The following is a 16,100-nucleotide window of genomic DNA, read 5'->3' on the forward strand; positions in this document are numbered from 1 at the left end:
CCCTTCCAGGACTGTCGAAAACAGGACGTTTTCGATCAAGGCCCCAGGGATGGGTTTATGCCGGGTCCTGGAAGGGGCATGTCGCAGCGCGCGGCGGACCTCAGTCGCACCCAACCCCTGATTTTTGAAGAGGCGAAGGTTCACTTCCAGGCGAAATAATTAAGGGGAGCGAACCCGGGGGGGCATGTGTCCTGGAGGGGGTATGTCACGGCAAATGGTGGAATTATTGTCATATTCACGGGCAATGTGACGCAGTGCCTGCTGGTTTGCGGGCCTTGGGATTCTTTCGAATTCACAGGGTAACCGCGACGCGCGCGGCAATCGGGGAGTCGCTACCCTGGGGCAGGTGTGCCGAAGTCAGCGCCCGGGAAACAGCTGGCGGGCCTCAGAAGCGGTTTTACTGGATACGCTCCACGCGGCATTCCGAGCTGTAGCCTTCGACGGACAAGCGCCAGGTACGGAAAGCGCCGGGTTCGATGGTGACCACGGGATTCTCGATTTCGCGAATATAGAACTTGTCCTTGTCGGATTGCTCCCAGATCATCCCGTTCTCGAGTTCGAAAACGGTCTCGCCGTCCCAGCCCGTGAACGTGCCGACCAGACGGCTGGTGATGGTGGTGCGATCCATGTTCTGAATCTGCTGGTTCTCGAAACCACGGGAGTCTCCCGGCGTGGTCGGAGCCCGACTGGCATCGAGCGTGGCCAGCGAGCGGCCGCGAATCCACCGGTTCAGGGCTTCGAGTTCCTGGGGGGACAACTTTTCCAGACCGGCGGCTGTAAATTCCTTGCCGGTCATCTGTTCCTCGAGCGAGGAAAACGCCTGCTGAGCCGGGCTGGGCGCCGCCATGGCGAGCAGAATCATGGCCAGGAAAAGTCTGTTCATAGAGTGATATTCCATCGCGAAACCGCGCAAGTCTACCATGTCTGGGGGCGGCAGGGTCCAGCCCGCCTCCGGCTTTGTCCGGCGGAATTTTCGGTCAGTCGCAAGGGTAGGTCAATCGCTCCGCCCAGGGCGTCAGGCTTGGCAACACCGGCGTCAGATGCTGCCGGTAATGCCGCCAGCGCCCTATGGAACGAGTATAAAGCGGCTGGACCACCTGCTGGTAACTGGGTGTGTCGATGGTCCGGTCCCGGGCCTGGCGCCGGTAGGCCAGAACCTCGCTCGAGAATTCAAGGCCCAGAAATGAAAGCATTTCGCGGGCCGAACCTTCCAGGTCCCGGACCACGGTTTCATAGCGAATTTCGTGCACCGGGTTCGAGATGCGTTCGCGGCTGAGCCAGGCCAGACGCATGACCGTGTCGTAATAGGTCGCCGTATCGCGCAGATCCAGGAAGTAGGGCATGGCGCCCTGGAGGTCGAACGACTGGAAAAAGCATGACAGGCAGGCATCGCGCGGATCGCGCACCGCGAACAGTACCGGCGAGTCGGGAAACAGGCGGTGAATCAGAAACAGGTAGGCGAGGTTCAGCGGCAGTTTGTCGACAATGACCGCTCGTTCGGGATGCCGTCGCCGCTCGCGCAGCGCTTCGAGGTAGAGCCGGCGTGCCGAGTCCAGTTGATCCGGGTTCATCGTGCCGATTCGCGTCAGCGGACCGTTCTCGACCCAGCGGGCCCTGACGGTATCGAACAATTCGTTCTCCTCGCTGACCTCGATGTCCGGGTGGGCGGAGAGTATCTGGTCCAGCAATGTCGTGCCGGAACGGGGAAAACCCACCAGGAAGACCGGGTCTGACGCCCGGGCATGCGGGTTCGGTGACCAGTGATCCACGCGCTCGGTGGTCAGCCATTCGTGCAGTTCGCGCAGACGACCGAGGCCATAACTGCCGTGGTCCACGGGCTGACCCAGGGGGTGAGTCTCACGCAGTAGGCGATTGGCCTGTTCAAAACACCCGAAGGCTTCGTTCCACGCTTCCATGCCGTCCAGGCACTGACCCAGCTGATTCAGCACCACGCTGCGGTTCATGGGGTCCGCGCAGGATTCGGCCAGCGACTCGAGTCGATCCCGGGCCTGGCCGTGATTCCCGGCGCGGCGGTCGAGAACGGCCCGCGTCAGATTGGCCATGAAATTGCCGGAATCCAGCCCGAGAGCGCGGTCGGCCCAGTCTGCCGATTCCTCCAGGCGGTTACGGCGCTCCAGCAGGAAGGCCAGATTGGCGGCCGCATCCGCGTGGTCCGGTCGCCGCTCCAGTACCCGGCGGTACTGGGATTCCGCTTCCTGCCCGCGTCGCGACCGGCTCAATACCCGCGCCAGTTCGTAGCGGGCATCCACTTCGAATTCCGGGTGGCGCGCCGCTTGCTCCAGCGGCGCCACGGCCTCGTCCAGGCGGTCGGCCTGACGCAGCAGACGGCCCAGCCAGAACGCGGCATGTCCGTTGCCGGGCTGGGCACGAAACACCACCGACAGGTCTTCGACAGCCCGCTGTGGATCTCCGGTGCGGATGGCGGCCAGGCCGCGCAGATGGCGGGCCGGGATGAGGTCGGGGCGGGAGGTCAGCAAGTGGTCGCAGATGGCGCGGCAACCCTCGCCATCCGCCGCCTGCAGGCACGCCGACGCGCGTTGCAGTTGGGCCTGAATGTCGGTCGCGGACATGCGGGCGGGGTGAGCGGCTTACCAGAGCGTATAGGTGCTGAGGATGTACTTGGGGCCCGAAACCGGCGGGCGGCCCGCGTGCCGGTACATCCAGAACGGTGGAAAAATCAGCAGCTTACCGGTTTCTGGCCGGCTGCGGATGTCGAGGTCGACGAATTCGGTCTCCCCACCCTCGTCGACACCATTCAGGTACCAGAGGAACACCAGGTAGCGATCTGCGACTTCGCCGATGGAATCGAAATGAGGCTGGAATCGATCCGCGCCGCCCGGGTCGTATCGCTTGACCACCAGGGGCGCCAGGTCGCCGGCATCGGGCAGCGCGGGACGGATTCCGCAGTCTTTCTCATAGGCGGATTTGTAATGCCGCAGGCAGTTCAGGATGACGTTGCGGAAGTTGAACCCGGTGAAGTCCGACAGATCCATTTCCAGCCAACTGCTTTCGGACAGGCCGGCGCGCACGCTGCCGCCGTTCCGGGTTTGATTGCTGGGGTCCGATTCGAATTGCTGCACCACCTGCTCACAGAAGCCGTCCGGCAGGGCGCCGCTGTAGGTGCGAATGTAGTGGCTGAGTCCGGTCATGGAGGCCGATCATAACCCGAGCCGGTCAGGCGCGGGGACAGACGGCTCAGAGATCCTGCTGATAACGGACGTAGGGTATGCGGCCGTAGATCGATTCGAACCGGTCCGAGGCATCATCGGTCGGTGTGCGGTTTTCCACGCCGGCATTGAGCACGTTGCTGGCGCCGACGCTCAGGTTGGCGTTCCACGGAGTGCGCCAGGTGAAGTGCACGTCGAACGTACCCATGCTGTCCAGCGTGTTCCGGTCGAGGAAGCTGACCGGCTCCCGGTAATACGCGCGCAACCCGCCACTGAAGGCGCCGCGGCTCCACTCGATCCCCATCGAAGCCGTGTTGAAGGGGGCGGCGATGTTCCACTGCAGGGGGCTGCCGGAGTTGCTGTAAAGGCCGTCGTAGGAAGCACCGTAAATCCGTGTGAGCGCCAGCCCGAGGCGGATTTCACCGGCCTGATCGGTGGTGAACCCAACCTGAAAGTCCAGGTCGATACCGCTGGTCTCGGCGGACAGCGCGGAGGGCCGTACGGCACCGGGCAGCATCGACGTGCCCGCTTCGAAGGCCGCCAGGCCGGGATCCAGCAGGGGCGCCGCACCGGGCGTGAGCGCGGTGGCCAGCCCCGGGCGGTATTCCGCCTGGCTCGTGAACCAGTTCAGCGACGTTGAAACATTGCCGATGTCGAGCTGTGAACCCAGGCTCAGCGTGCGGCTGTCGAACTGGCTGCGAGCATCATTGATGAACCGGCATCCGGATGCGGTGTAGGAGTCCGGCCGCAGGGTGCCATTGGCGCAGTGGATACTGCCCAGCGCCTGGAAATTGCCCTGACCCAGGGCCTGCCTGATGCCGCTCGACAGGCTCAGTCCGTCGGTCAGTGGAACCTGCAATGTGGCATCCAGTCCGAGCAGTCCGGTGTCCTGCGAGGCGTTCAACTCGCTCGAAGTCTGCAGGATCAACGGCTGCGCGAGGCGGAGCTGCAACTTGCTGGACGTGCTGCTCGAAAACGGAATTCCACCGAAATCCGGATCGAGAATCATCGGGGTGCCGGGGTGCATGGCCCCGTCGTGCAGTGTTTTGCCGTCCTGCTGGTGCACCAGGCGGTGGGAATCGCTGCCCGGAAGTACGGATTCTTCCGCTGCGAGCAGGAAGGCGGGCGTCATGCCGCAGAGCAGGCACGCAAACGCCGTGGCGGCGAACGCCGCCAGGCTGAATTCTCGCTGTACCTTGCCCGACTTCATTGTGTGTGTTCGCAGGGCCAGAGCCCCGTCGATTCCCTCAGTATAGTGAGTCGTGGTTTCTTAGATGACCGTTTTACAAAAAAGTTTACTGCAAATACAGTGAAATTGCGCTCTTTTTGCAGGGAGAACGCCCTAAAAATGTCCTGCTATACTTCCGCCCTGCCGCATTTCAGGGGTTTCCCTGCATGGTTCTAACCCACACGCCGGTATGTGATTTCGGCATACCGGCACCGGATTTCAATCTGCCCGGCGTGGACGGCCGCAACTGGTCCCTGCAGAACTGCCGGGGCCCGCGTGGGTTGCTGGTGATGTTCATCTGCAATCATTGCCCCTACGTCAAGGCCATCAATCACAAGCTCGTCCGCGACACCCGCGACCTGATCGCACTGGGCATTGGCTGCGTCGCCATCATGCCCAATGACACCGACGCCTACCCCGATGATGATTTTGAACACATGCGCGAGGAGGCACGGCGGCACGAGTATCCGTTTCCCTATTTGCTGGACGAATCACAACAGGTCGCCCGCGCCTACGGCGCCGTCTGCACGCCCGACTTTTTCGGTTACGACGCGCAGTTGGGACTGCAGTACCGCGGGCGACTGGACGAGAGTGGTGCGCGCCCCGATGCCGGTGAAGTCCGGCGCGAACTGTATCTGGCGATGAAGCAGGTCGCCGAAACCGGCCATGGCCCGAAGCACCAGATTCCATCCATGGGATGTTCCATCAAGTGGCGTCAGGAATGACGCGTGGGTGGGAAGCGGTCAAGCCTTAATTCACCTACGACCCTGCGACTGGGGTAGTATGGGCGCGCCAATTTGCGACTCGGCCGGAGAACCGGCTCGCCGGAGGATACCCTGATATGGATCAGAAACTGCTTGTGGGCATCGATTGCAGCAACTGCGGGCAGCGTGCGCTCGACTACGCAGTCGCCTGGGCCAGGACCGCGGATGTGCCCGTCGTCGTGGTGCACGTGATCGAATGGTCCCCGTATTCGTTCAACACGCCGATGGAGAACGAAGCCCGTCACAAGCGCCGCGAAGCCGAACTGGATCGCGCGCACTCCGAGATCGTCGATTCGGTCGTCGATCGTCTGCGTGATCAGGGGATCGACGCCAAGGGCCTGGTCCGCCACGGACACCCCGCCCATACCCTCAATGACCTCGCGAACGAGGCCGGCGCCACCAACATCGTCGTGGGCCGCACCGGCACATCGCGGATCAAATCCCAGTTGTTCGGCAGCGTGCCCAGTACCCTGGTGCAGATCGCCGACGTACCCGTCACCGTCGTACCCTGAGCCGGAACAACCGGAGAAAATAACCGATGTCCAAGAATCGTTTCGTGATCCTGCTGACCACCCTCCTGGCCCCGATCAGCGCCTTGGCCCAGAACGGTATCGACGAGAGGATCGACAACGCCGTCCGCCCGATCGCGGACACGGTTGCCGGGCTGGTGTTCTCATCGTTTCCGGTTGCCGGGGTGCAGATCCCGTTCGTTCTGGTCTGGCTGATCGCGGCAGCGACGTTCTTCACGTTCTATTTCCGGTTCATCAACCTGCGTGCCATGCGCCATGGCTTCCATCTGGTGCGCGGCGACTACAGCGACCCCACCGCGGCCGGTGAGGTCACCCACTTTCAGGCGCTCGCCACGGCGCTGTCGGGAACCGTCGGTCTGGGCAACATCGCAGGTGTTGCGATCGCGGTGTCGCTGGGCGGCCCCGGGGCGACGTTCTGGATGATCGTTGCCGGCTTCCTGGGCATGTCGACCAAGTTCGTCGAATGCACGCTCGGTGTGAAATATCGCAACGAGTACACGGATGGCACGGTGTCCGGCGGCCCGATGTACTACCTCGCCAAAGGGCTGGCGGAACGCAGTGACAAACTCCGCACCCTGGGCAAGATCCTGGCTGTCCTTTTCGCCATTTTCTGCATCGGCGGATCGTTCGGCGGGGGCAACATGTTCCAGGCGAACCAGAGCTTCAAACAGCTGGTCTCGGTCACGGGTGGTGATGCGAGTTGGCTGGCCGACAAGGGCTGGCTGTTCGGCGTGGTCATCGCTTCGCTGGTTGGCCTCGTGATCATCGGTGGTATCCAGGGCATCGCGCGCGTCACGTCCAAAATCGTCCCGTTCATGGCCATTGTCTATGTGCTGGCGGGCCTGATCATCATTCTGTCCAACGTGACGGCGGTTCCGGCAGCCATCGGCGCCATCATTAGCGGTGCGTTCAGCCCGGAAGGCATGGCCGGAGGCGTGATCGGGGTGCTGTTCCAGGGCTTCAGGCGCGCGGCATTTTCCAACGAGGCCGGCGTGGGTTCGGCGGCCATCGCGCACTCGGCGGTGCGCACGAATCGACCGATTACCGAGGGTTTCGTCGCCCTGTACGAACCTTTCGTGGATACGGTCGTGGTATGTACCATCACGGCGCTGGTCATCATTATCACCGGCACCTGGGATCCCAATGTGGATCCCGGGCAGGGCGTCGCGCTGACCTCCGCAGCATTCGAATCATCGATTTCCTGGTTCCCGTGGGTGCTGACCCTGGCGGTTGTGCTGTTCGCGTTTTCGACAATGATTTCGTGGTCGTACTATGGCCTCAAGGCCTGGACATTCCTGTTCGGTGAATCGCTGATTACCGATATCACGTACAAAGTGCTGTTCCTGGCATTTGTGGTTGTCGGGTCGTCCATGCAACTTGGCGCGGTCATCGATTTCTCGGATGCGATGATTTTCGCCATGGCTTTTCCCAATATTCTCGGCCTGTACTTCCTGTTGCCCGTGGTGAAACGCGAGCTGAACACCTACTGGGCGGAGTACCGGGCCGGCAGTCTGCAGAAGTTCGGTAAGGCCCTGCACCGGGCCTGACGGGGTGAGAATGCCACTTTTCACCTGAACTGTGCGTCTTCAGACCTTGCCCCGCCTCAGCGCCATGGGCGAGAATTGCCCCTTCGTTCCGCAGCGAGCCGGCGCCGAATGCTGGCCGCTCCCCCGATCCGCCGCCCCGAGCAGGCCAGACTGATCCGATCAGATTAACCAGGAAGCATGCAGTGAACCCCAGCCGACGCGAACTCGCCAACGCCATCCGCGCCCTGTCCATGGACGCGGTCCAGCAAGCCAATTCCGGTCATCCGGGCATGCCCATGGGCATGGCTGATATCGCCGAAGTCTTGTGGAACGACCACCTGAAACACAATCCGGAGAATCCGGGCTGGTGGGACCGCGACCGCTTCGTCCTGTCCAACGGACACGGTTCGATGCTGTTGTACTCCCTGTTGCACCTCAGCGGTTATGACCTGCCCATCGAGGAGTTGCGCAATTTCCGCCAGCTGCATTCGCGCACGCCTGGCCATCCCGAGTACGGCGAGACACCGGGTGTCGAGACCACCACCGGGCCCCTGGGCCAGGGAATCGCCAATGCGGTCGGCATGGCGCTGGCCGAGACCGTTCTGGCGCGCCGCTTCAATCGGGACGGGATGGACGTCGTTGACCACCATACCTGGGTGTTTCTCGGCGATGGCTGCCTGATGGAGGGCGTGTCTCACGAAGCCTGCTCGCTGGCGGGTACCCTCGGGCTCGGCAAACTCATCGCCTTCTGGGATGACAACGGCATTTCGATCGACGGCGAAGTCGAGGGCTGGTTTACCGATGACACCCCCGCACGTTTCGAGGCGTACGGCTGGCAGGTCATCCGTGACGTCGACGGACACGATCCGGTCGAAATCCGCCAGGCCATCGATACCGCGCAGGCCGAGTCCGGTCGTCCGACCCTGATTTGCTGCCGTACCGTGATCGGTTTTGGCGCGCCCAACAAGCAGGGAACGGAGGCCACGCACGGCGCACCGCTCGGTGAGGACGAAATCGCCGCGGCGCGCCAGGAACTGGGCTGGAACCATCCGCCGTTCGAGATTCCCCAAGACATCGCTGCCGCCTGGGACGCGCGCGAGCGCGGCCGGCAGGCGGAGCGGGCCTGGCGTGAGCGTTACGATACCTGGCGGAAGGCCCATCCCGAGCTCGCTGCGGAATTCAGTCGTCGAATGCAGGGCGATCTTCCGGACGACTGGGCCGAACAGACCCGTGCCCGAATCGCGGAATTGCAGGAAACCGGTGGCGATGTCGCCACGCGGAAATCTTCGCAGATCGCCCTTGATGCATTCGGGCCGTTGCTGCCGGAACTGATCGGCGGCTCCGCCGACCTGGCCGGTTCCAACAACACGATCTGGTCCGGCAGTGTCGATATCCGCGAAGCAAATGCCGACGGCAACTACATTTATTTCGGCGTTCGGGAATTCGGCATGGCCGCCATCTGCAACGGTCTGGCCCTGCACGGCGGGTTTATTCCGTACAACGCGACGTTTCTGGTGTTTTCGGATTACGCACGCAACGCCGTGCGCATGTCGGCCCTGATCCCGACCCACAACATTCACGTCTACACCCATGACTCCATCGGTCTGGGTGAGGACGGCCCGACGCATCAGCCGGTGGAGCACGCGGCGAGTCTCCGCATGATCCCCGGTCTGGACGTCTGGCGCCCGTGCGACACCGTCGAATCCGCGGTGGCCTGGAAGACGGCGATCGAGAAAAGCGGCCATCCTTCGGCCCTGATTTTTACCCGGCAGGCCCTGCCGCACCAACCACGCGATCCCGCGCAGGTCGACGCCATTGAACGCGGCGGTTACGTCTTGCGTGATGCGGACGAAGCCCCCGAGGCCGTCCTCATCGCCAGTGGTTCGGAAGTCGGCCTGGCGATCCAGGCCGCGGAATCATTGTCCGCGAACGGCATCCCGGTTCGCGTGGTGTCCATGCCGAACCCGGGCCGGTTCCTGGCCCAGGACGAGGGCTATCGCGACTCGGTGCTGCCACCCACGGTGCGCGCCCGGGTCGCCGTGGAGGCCGGAGTGACTCACTATTGGTACCCGCTGGTCGGCGATGGTGGCAAAGTCATCGGCGTCGATCGTTTCGGCGCGTCGGCACCGGGCAAGGTGCTTTTCGAAAATTATGGCCTGACTGTGGAAAATGTCAGCCAGGCCGTGCGCGATTCCCTGCAAGCCCGGGGCGCGTGAGCACAGGCAGAGTTTCGTAACACAGCAGATTCACCCAGGAGTTTGGACATGGCAATCAAAGTGGCAATCAACGGCTACGGCCGCATCGGGCGCAACATCCTCCGCGCCCTGTACGAAGCGGGCCGCACCGACGAAATCAAGGTAGTGGCAATCAATGATCTCGGCGATGCGGAGACCAATGCGCACCTGACCCGTTACGACACGGCACACGGCAAGTTCCCGTTCGAGGTCGAAGTCCGCGATGGCGACCTCGTGGTCGACGGTGACCCCATTCGGGTTCTGGCCGAGCGCAACCCGGCGGACCTTCCGTGGGGTGAACTCGGGGTCGACGTGGTACTGGAGTCCACCGGGTTTTTCCGCAGCAAGGAAAAAGCCTCGGCCCACATCAGCGCAGGCGCGAAGAAGGTGATTATTTCGGCACCCGGTGAGAACGTCGACAACACCGTGGTTTACGGCGTCAATCATCAGGATCTGCGCAGTTCGGACCAGATCATCTCGAATGCGTCGTGCACCACGAACTGCCTGGCCCCGCTGGCCAAGGTGCTGAACGACGGGGTGGGCATCGAACACGGCCTGATGACCACGATTCACGCCTACACCAATGACCAGGTGCTCACCGACGTGTTCCACAAGGACCTGCGCCGCGCGCGCTCGGCCACCATGAGCCAGATTCCGACCAAGACCGGTGCGGCGGCAGCGGTGGGACTGGTATTACCGGAGTTGAATGGCCGTCTCGACGGTTTTTCGATGCGGGTGCCCACGATCAACGTCTCGGTGGTCGACCTGAGTTTCGTGGCCAGCCGATCCACATCCGTGGAGGAAATCAACGAGCTGGTCCGCACCGCTGCCGAAGGCGATCTGAAGGGTGTGCTGGGTTACAACACCCGGCCGCTGGTTTCGGTCGACTTCAACCACGATCCGCATTCATCGGTATTCGATTCGACCCTGACCCGCGTCATGGAAGGCACACTGGTTAAAGTGTTGAGCTGGTATGACAATGAATGGGGTTTCAGCAACCGGATGCTGGACACCACGGTCGCATTGATGAATGCCTGATTTTCCGGTTCGGGCCTGGTGGTCTGTACCGCTTGTGGAGAGAGTCTGCACGTGAACTACCTGCGCATGGAGGATCTCGAACTCGCCGGCAAGCGGGTGCTGATCCGCGAAGACCTGAATGTGCCTGTCGAGCAGGGCGAAGTGTCGTCGGACGCCCGTATCCGGGCCGCTCTGCCGACCCTGAAAATGGCCCTGGAGGCCGGGGCGGCCGTGCTGGTGCTGTCGCACCTGGGGCGGCCGGAAGAGGGGCGGTTTTCCGAGGAGGCTTCACTGGCCCCGGTGGCCCGGCGTCTGGCCGAGTTGCTCGGCCGGCCGGTTGCGGTGCATCGCGACTGGATGGACGGCGTGGATGTCGCACCCGGAGATCTGGCGTTGTGCGAGAACGTGCGTTTCGAGGTCGGCGAAAAGGCCAACGATCCCGAACTGGCCCGGCGCATGGCGAATTTGTGCGATGTCTTCGTCATGGACGCTTTTGGCGCGGCACACCGCGCGCATGCATCCACGGAAGGGGTCATCCGCGCTGCGCCGGTGGCCTGCGCCGGACCTCTGCTCAGCCGCGAACTGGAGAATCTGGAGCGGGCGTTGAGTGAACCTGAGCGCCCGTTGCTGGCCATCGTGGGCGGGTCCAAGGTATCGACCAAACTCGGCGTGCTGAACAGCCTGCTGGACCGGGTCGATGAACTCATCGTCGGTGGAGGTATCGCCAATACCTTTATCGCGGCCAGCGGTTACGAAGTAGGGCACTCCCTGCACGAACCGGATCTGATTCCGGAGGCGCAGCGCCTGATTCGCCAGGCACACGAGCGCGGCGGTTCGATTCCCATTCCGGAGGACGTGGTCGTCGCCGATCGCTTCTCTGCCGATGCGAAGGCGGTCGTGCGCAAGGTCGATTCCGTCGGGCCGGAGGAAATGATTCTGGACATCGGACCGCTGACCGCGGTGCGCTATGCCGGCATCGTGGACGGCGCGGGGACCATCGTCTGGAACGGGCCGGTGGGTGTCTTCGAATTTCCCGCCTTCGCAGCCGGAACGCGGGCTTTGGCGGAAGCCATCGGCCGTGCGCCTGCATTCAGCCTCGCAGGCGGCGGCGATACGCTGGCGGCCATCGACCGCTTTGGTGTGGCCGGCGACATCAGCTACGCTTCCACGGGTGGCGGCGCCTTTCTGGAATTCGTCGAAGGCAAGAGCCTGCCGGCGGTCGCCGCGCTGGAGGCGAGGGCGGCGGACTGAGGCGGAATCGGGTTTATCCCGCCAGCGCGTCGAAAAATTCAGGGGCGAACGCCCGGTAATTCCGCCAACGACCGATGGATGCCCGGTGTACCGGTTGGCGGGCCTGCCAGGTGCTCGCCGTGCGGATGGGTCGGGACGTCTGGTCGTCCGCATCCATGGCGTCGTCCCAGTCCAGTCCGAGAAATTCCAGAATCCGCCGCAGGCTCGGGGCCGTGTTTTCCGCCAGTTTTTCGTAATCCACGTTCAGAATCCGCGCCCCCAGGACCGACTCCCAGTGGTCCATGAGTTGGCGGTATCCGTGGTGGTAGTCCACCAGGTCGTCCAAATCGTTGGCGAAGCCGGCTTCCGGGTGTTGGAACAACTGGAAGTAGCAGGACAGGCACGCATCGCGGCCATCGCGTCGCACGTGAATGATCCGGGCTTCCGGCAGCGCGGCCGCGAGGAAGCCCAGAAAGCGGAAATTCAACGGGTTTTTGTCGATGTAGTGGAGATTCTCGTCGCCGTCCTGGCGCAGTTGCGTCCACAGAAGGTCTCCGGCCGCATGCAGTGCGCCCGGGTCTGGCACTGAACCCTTCGCGGCGCGCGCTTGATGCGCCAGAAAATTCAGTTCCCCGCGGGCGGTGATGCGCGGATGCCGATCGAGCAGCCGTTCCAGCAGGGTCGTGCCGGACCGCAACATGCCGACGATGTACACCGGGTGGCGGCCCGAATGGGCCGGGAAGGGCGGGACCGGACATGCCTGGGTCCGGGCGGACTGGCGCTCGCGGGCGCAGGCGTCTCGATCCCAGGCTTGCTCGGCGTGGCGCAGCCGATTGCCGCGCCGGTACCAGTCCCAGGCCTGCCGCCAGTCTCCCAGGTCGTCATGGGCCTTGCCGAGGGCGAAAGCGATACACATCGCCGCTTCGCGTCCTGCGGGCGCGTCGACGGCCGCCCGCAAACGTCGCAGGTCGGCGTGGTCCGGGTCCTCGAAGCGCTGCAAGTGGGCCAGGCTCAACCAGGCCCCGCCCAATGACGGGTCGCCGGTCAGAGCGTCGCGCACGGCCTCGAGCGCCTTGTCGAAGCGGCCGGTCGCCTGGTGCAGGCGTGCCAGACGGAAAGCCAGTGATGGATCGCCAGGTGCCTGCCGCATGACGAGTCGCAGCGTTGCGATGGCCTCCTCGAATCGGTTGGAGTCGCGCAGGAATCCGGTGATTTTCAGCAACAGTTCCGGGGCGGCGTCGTCATGCCGGGCCAGATCGGTCAGCAGCAGGGCCGCGTCTCCCCCGCGACCCTGTTCGCGCAGCAGAAAGGCCAGCGCGAAGTGCGTATCGGCATCTCCAGGATGTTCCACGAGGAGATCGCGGAACTGCTGTTCCGCGGCTTGCGCCCGGCCGGCCAGGCGCAGCGCGTTACCCAGCCAGTAGCGAATCTCCCGCCGGCCGGGGGCGAGCGCGAGGGCCTGCTCGAAGCGGGCCACGGCGGTGTCGGCGTGGCCGTCGTCCATGGCCTGGCGGCCCGCGGCCAGCAGGGATCGCCACTCACTTGCGTTCATGCACAGAGACCACGTTGTGTCGCATGCGCAGAGGGTAATCGATTTGAACGGCGCGCGGGGTGATGAGGCACGCCGGCCTGACGAGGTCCCGGCCCGGGTCCGGGCCTATAATCCGCTTATGGCAGATCAATCATTGACCGACCCGAACGTCCGCCGCACCAAGATCATCGCGACCCTGGGGCCGGCGACGGATCGCCGCGAGGCGATGCACGCCCTGATCGAGGCCGGCGCGGACGTCCTGCGGCTGAACATGTCCCACGGCCCGGCGGAAAAACACGCGGAACGCACCCGGATGGCGCGCGAAGTCGCCGCGGAGGTCGGGCGTGAAGTGGCCGTGTTGTTCGACCTCCAGGGACCGAAGATCCGGATTGAGAAATTCAACGGCGGCGCGGCCGATCTGGAACCGGGGGCGGCTTTCGTGCTGGATGCGGGAAATCCCGGCATCCCCGGTGACAATGGCCGGGTCGGCGTCAGCTACCCTGACCTGCCGGACGATGTGAAACCCGGCGACGTTCTGCTGCTGGACGACGGTCTCGTCTCGATGCGGGTCACCCGCATCGACGGCCGCAGCATCGTGTGTGAGGTGGAGAACGGCGGCCGCCTCTCGGATCGCAAGGGAATCAACCTGCAGGGCGGGGGTCTGTCGGTTTCCGGGCTGGCTGAACACGATTTGCCCCACATTCGTCTGGCCGCCGAACTTGAAGCCGATTATCTCGCCGTGTCCTTCGCCAGTAACGCCGGGGATATCGAGCGGGCGCGCGAGCTGTTGCGGCAGGCGGGCAGCAGTGCTTCGATCATGGCCAAGATCGAACGTATCGAGGCCATAACGAACCTCGAGGAAATCTGTGATGCGGCCGACGCGGTTCTGGTCGCTCGCGGCGACCTGGGTGTCGAGATTGGCGACGCCGAACTGCCGGGCCTGCAGAAACGCATCATCCAGACCGCGCTGAATTACAACCGTGTCGCGGCGACCGCTACCCAGATGATGCAGTCGATGATCGAGAATCCGATCCCGACCCGGGCCGAAGTTCTGGACGTGGCCAATGCGGTCATCGACGGGTCCGATGCCGTGATGCTGTCCGCCGAGACGGCTGTGGGCAAGCATCCGGCCACGGTGGTGAAGGCGATGAACCGCATCTGCCTGGGTGCCGAGCGGCATTTTGACCGGGTGGGTGAGTCCGCGCGTCTCAATGTGCGCTTCCAGCGAATCGATCAGGCCATCGCCATGGCCGCCATGTTCATGGCAAAGCACGTTTCCGTGCAGGCCATCGTCGCGCTGACCGAATCCGGTTCCACCGCCCAGTGGCTGTCCCGCGTGCAATCGTCCGTGCCCATCTTCGCGTTGTCGCCGAATGTCGCGAGCCGGCGCCGCATGGCGCTTTTCCGCAATGTTTATCCCGTGGCGCATCAGCCCGACGGACAGGACATGGACCAGGTGATTGGCGAAGTGCTCAACCTGCTGTACCGCAAACGCCACGTGCGCACCGGTGACCGGGTGATCGTGACCCTGGGAGACCACCTGGGCGATCAGGGCGGAACCAACACCCTGCGATTGCTGCAGATCGGCGCCGAAGGGGCTGCCGAGAACCAATCGGAGCTCGAACTCGGCTGAACGACCGGAATTGGCGCAATCAAACGTGGCGTTCAATGGTCTTGTCACCGCCAAGCCAGTAAAATGGTGCGTTCACACGCGCCGCGGCTGCAGGCGGCGGCCGCGGCACGGCGCATTAAACCCATTTCAGGAGTCAGAGCATGAGCAGTTCGGATCTGGTGGCGGTGGCACAGGCAATGGTCGCGGAAGGCAAAGGCATTCTCGCGATCGACGAAAGCATGGGCACCATCGGCAAACGCTTTAAATCGGTCGGCATCGAAAACAACGAGGACAACCGGCGGGCTTACCGCGAAATGCTTCTGACCACGCCCGGACTGGGTGACCACATCAGCGGCGCGATTCTGTTTGACGAAACCCTGCGCCAGTCCACAGCGGACGGCACTCCGTTCGTGCAGGTCATGCAGGATGCCGGAGTGCTTCCGGGAATCAAGGTGGATACCGGTGCGCATCCGATGGCCGGCCATTCAGGCGAAAAGATCACCGAGGGGCTGGATGGCCTGCGCGGCCGTCTCGAAGAGTACCGTGGCCTGGGCGCACGCTTTGCCAAGTGGCGCGCGGTCATCACCATCGGTGAGAACATCCCGACCGCGTCCTGTGTCGATGCGAATGCCCACGCGCTGGCGCGCTATGCCGCCCTGTGCCAGGAAGCGGACATTGTCCCGATGGTGGAACCCGAAGTTCTGATGGACGGAACTCACGGCCTGGATGAATCCTTCGAGGTCACCGAGGCCACGCTGCGCGCCCTGTTCAACCAGTTGTACGATCACAATGTCCTGCTCGAGGGAGCGATCCTGAAGGCGAGCATGGTGATCTCGGGTTCCGATGCCGAGGATCGCGCCGGCGTTGGCGAGGTGGCGGAAGCCACGGTGCAGTGCCTGCTCAATGCGGTGCCCGCGGCGCTGGCCGGCGTGGTGTTTCTGTCCGGCGGACAGTCCGACCAGGAAGCCACCGCCCACCTCGATGCCATGAACCGCCTCGGCGATCTGCCCTGGCCGCTGAGCTTTTCCTACGGCCGCGCGCTACAGGCGCCGTCACTGGCGTTGTGGGGCGAAAACGTTTCGGCCAATGTCGCCGCGGCCCAGAACAAGCTGGCCCACCGCGCCCGGATGAATGGCCTGGCCGCGATGGGTCAGTACGACACCTCGCTTGAGGCGGCCTGAGCCCGTCAATAACGTCCACCCGGCCCGGCATACGCGTCTCGCGTCGCCGGGTCATCTGA

At 63.6% G+C, this 16,100-nt stretch carries 13 protein-coding genes; 8 read left to right on the plus strand and 5 right to left on the minus strand.

Annotated features, from left to right (window positions below; genetic code table 11):
* Positions 1-397 precede the first annotated feature (397 nt).
* The 4 genes from V3330_RS19065 to V3330_RS19080 all read right to left on the minus strand — a co-directional run bounded on the left by V3330_RS19065 (position 398) and on the right by V3330_RS19080 (position 4,398).
* Positions 398-883: a hypothetical protein gene (locus tag V3330_RS19065; RefSeq protein WP_354697055.1), complete on the minus strand. Its 486-nt coding sequence runs from the start codon at positions 881-883 to the stop codon at positions 398-400.
* A gap of 94 nt (positions 884-977) precedes the next feature.
* The gene (locus V3330_RS19070; RefSeq protein ID WP_354697056.1) at positions 978-2,591 is read right to left on the minus strand and encodes a tetratricopeptide repeat-containing sulfotransferase family protein; all 1,614 of its coding nucleotides are present in this window, start codon (positions 2,589-2,591) and stop codon (positions 978-980) included.
* 18 nt (positions 2,592-2,609) lie between these two features.
* Positions 2,610-3,170: a 2OG-Fe(II) oxygenase gene (locus tag V3330_RS19075; RefSeq protein WP_354697057.1), complete on the minus strand. Its 561-nt coding sequence runs from the start codon at positions 3,168-3,170 to the stop codon at positions 2,610-2,612.
* Between the two features lie 46 nt (positions 3,171-3,216).
* Positions 3,217-4,398 carry a TonB-dependent receptor gene (locus V3330_RS19080; protein ID WP_354697058.1) on the minus strand — a complete coding sequence of 394 codons (1,182 nt, stop codon included), beginning with the start codon at positions 4,396-4,398 and terminating at the stop codon, positions 3,217-3,219.
* A gap of 185 nt (positions 4,399-4,583) precedes the next feature.
* Between V3330_RS19080 and V3330_RS19085 the strand changes: the two genes are divergently transcribed.
* The 6 genes from V3330_RS19085 to V3330_RS19110 all read left to right on the plus strand — a co-directional run bounded on the left by V3330_RS19085 (position 4,584) and on the right by V3330_RS19110 (position 11,738).
* Entirely contained in the window at positions 4,584-5,141 is a 558-nt protein-coding gene (locus tag V3330_RS19085) for a thioredoxin family protein (RefSeq protein WP_354697059.1), read from the plus strand.
* Positions 5,142-5,257: 116 nt separating this feature from the next.
* Positions 5,258-5,692: a universal stress protein gene (locus tag V3330_RS19090; RefSeq protein ID WP_354697060.1), complete on the plus strand. Its 435-nt coding sequence runs from the start codon at positions 5,258-5,260 to the stop codon at positions 5,690-5,692.
* A 26-nt stretch (positions 5,693-5,718) separates the two neighbouring features.
* Positions 5,719-7,257: an alanine/glycine:cation symporter family protein gene (locus tag V3330_RS19095; RefSeq protein ID WP_354697061.1), complete on the plus strand. Its 1,539-nt coding sequence runs from the start codon at positions 5,719-5,721 to the stop codon at positions 7,255-7,257.
* Positions 7,258-7,439: 182 nt separating this feature from the next.
* Positions 7,440-9,452, plus strand: coding sequence for a transketolase (gene tkt, locus V3330_RS19100; protein WP_354697062.1), 2,013 nt, complete (start codon positions 7,440-7,442; stop codon positions 9,450-9,452).
* 48 nt (positions 9,453-9,500) lie between these two features.
* Positions 9,501-10,508, plus strand: coding sequence for a type I glyceraldehyde-3-phosphate dehydrogenase (gene gap / locus V3330_RS19105; RefSeq protein WP_354697063.1), 1,008 nt, complete (start codon positions 9,501-9,503; stop codon positions 10,506-10,508).
* Positions 10,509-10,559: 51 nt separating this feature from the next.
* Complete coding sequence (locus V3330_RS19110) at positions 10,560-11,738, plus strand: phosphoglycerate kinase (RefSeq protein ID WP_354697064.1); 1,179 nt, start codon at positions 10,560-10,562, stop codon at positions 11,736-11,738.
* A 13-nt stretch (positions 11,739-11,751) separates the two neighbouring features.
* On the opposite strand, the gene V3330_RS19115 is transcribed toward V3330_RS19110, so the two are convergent.
* On the minus strand, positions 11,752-13,269 hold the full coding sequence (locus tag V3330_RS19115; RefSeq protein WP_354697065.1) for a tetratricopeptide repeat-containing sulfotransferase family protein: 1,518 nt from the start codon (positions 13,267-13,269) through the stop codon (positions 11,752-11,754).
* Between the two features lie 118 nt (positions 13,270-13,387).
* On the opposite strand from V3330_RS19115, the gene pyk reads away from it, so the two are divergent.
* Positions 13,388-14,881: a pyruvate kinase gene (pyk, locus tag V3330_RS19120; RefSeq protein WP_354697066.1), complete on the plus strand. Its 1,494-nt coding sequence runs from the start codon at positions 13,388-13,390 to the stop codon at positions 14,879-14,881.
* Between the two features lie 140 nt (positions 14,882-15,021).
* Positions 15,022-16,041, plus strand: coding sequence for a class I fructose-bisphosphate aldolase (locus tag V3330_RS19125; protein ID WP_354697067.1), 1,020 nt, complete (start codon positions 15,022-15,024; stop codon positions 16,039-16,041).
* Positions 16,042-16,100 lie beyond the last annotated feature (59 nt).

The organism is Elongatibacter sediminis, from assembly GCF_037892215.1.
Taxonomy (GTDB): domain Bacteria; phylum Pseudomonadota; class Gammaproteobacteria; order Xanthomonadales; family SZUA-36; genus Elongatibacter; species Elongatibacter sediminis.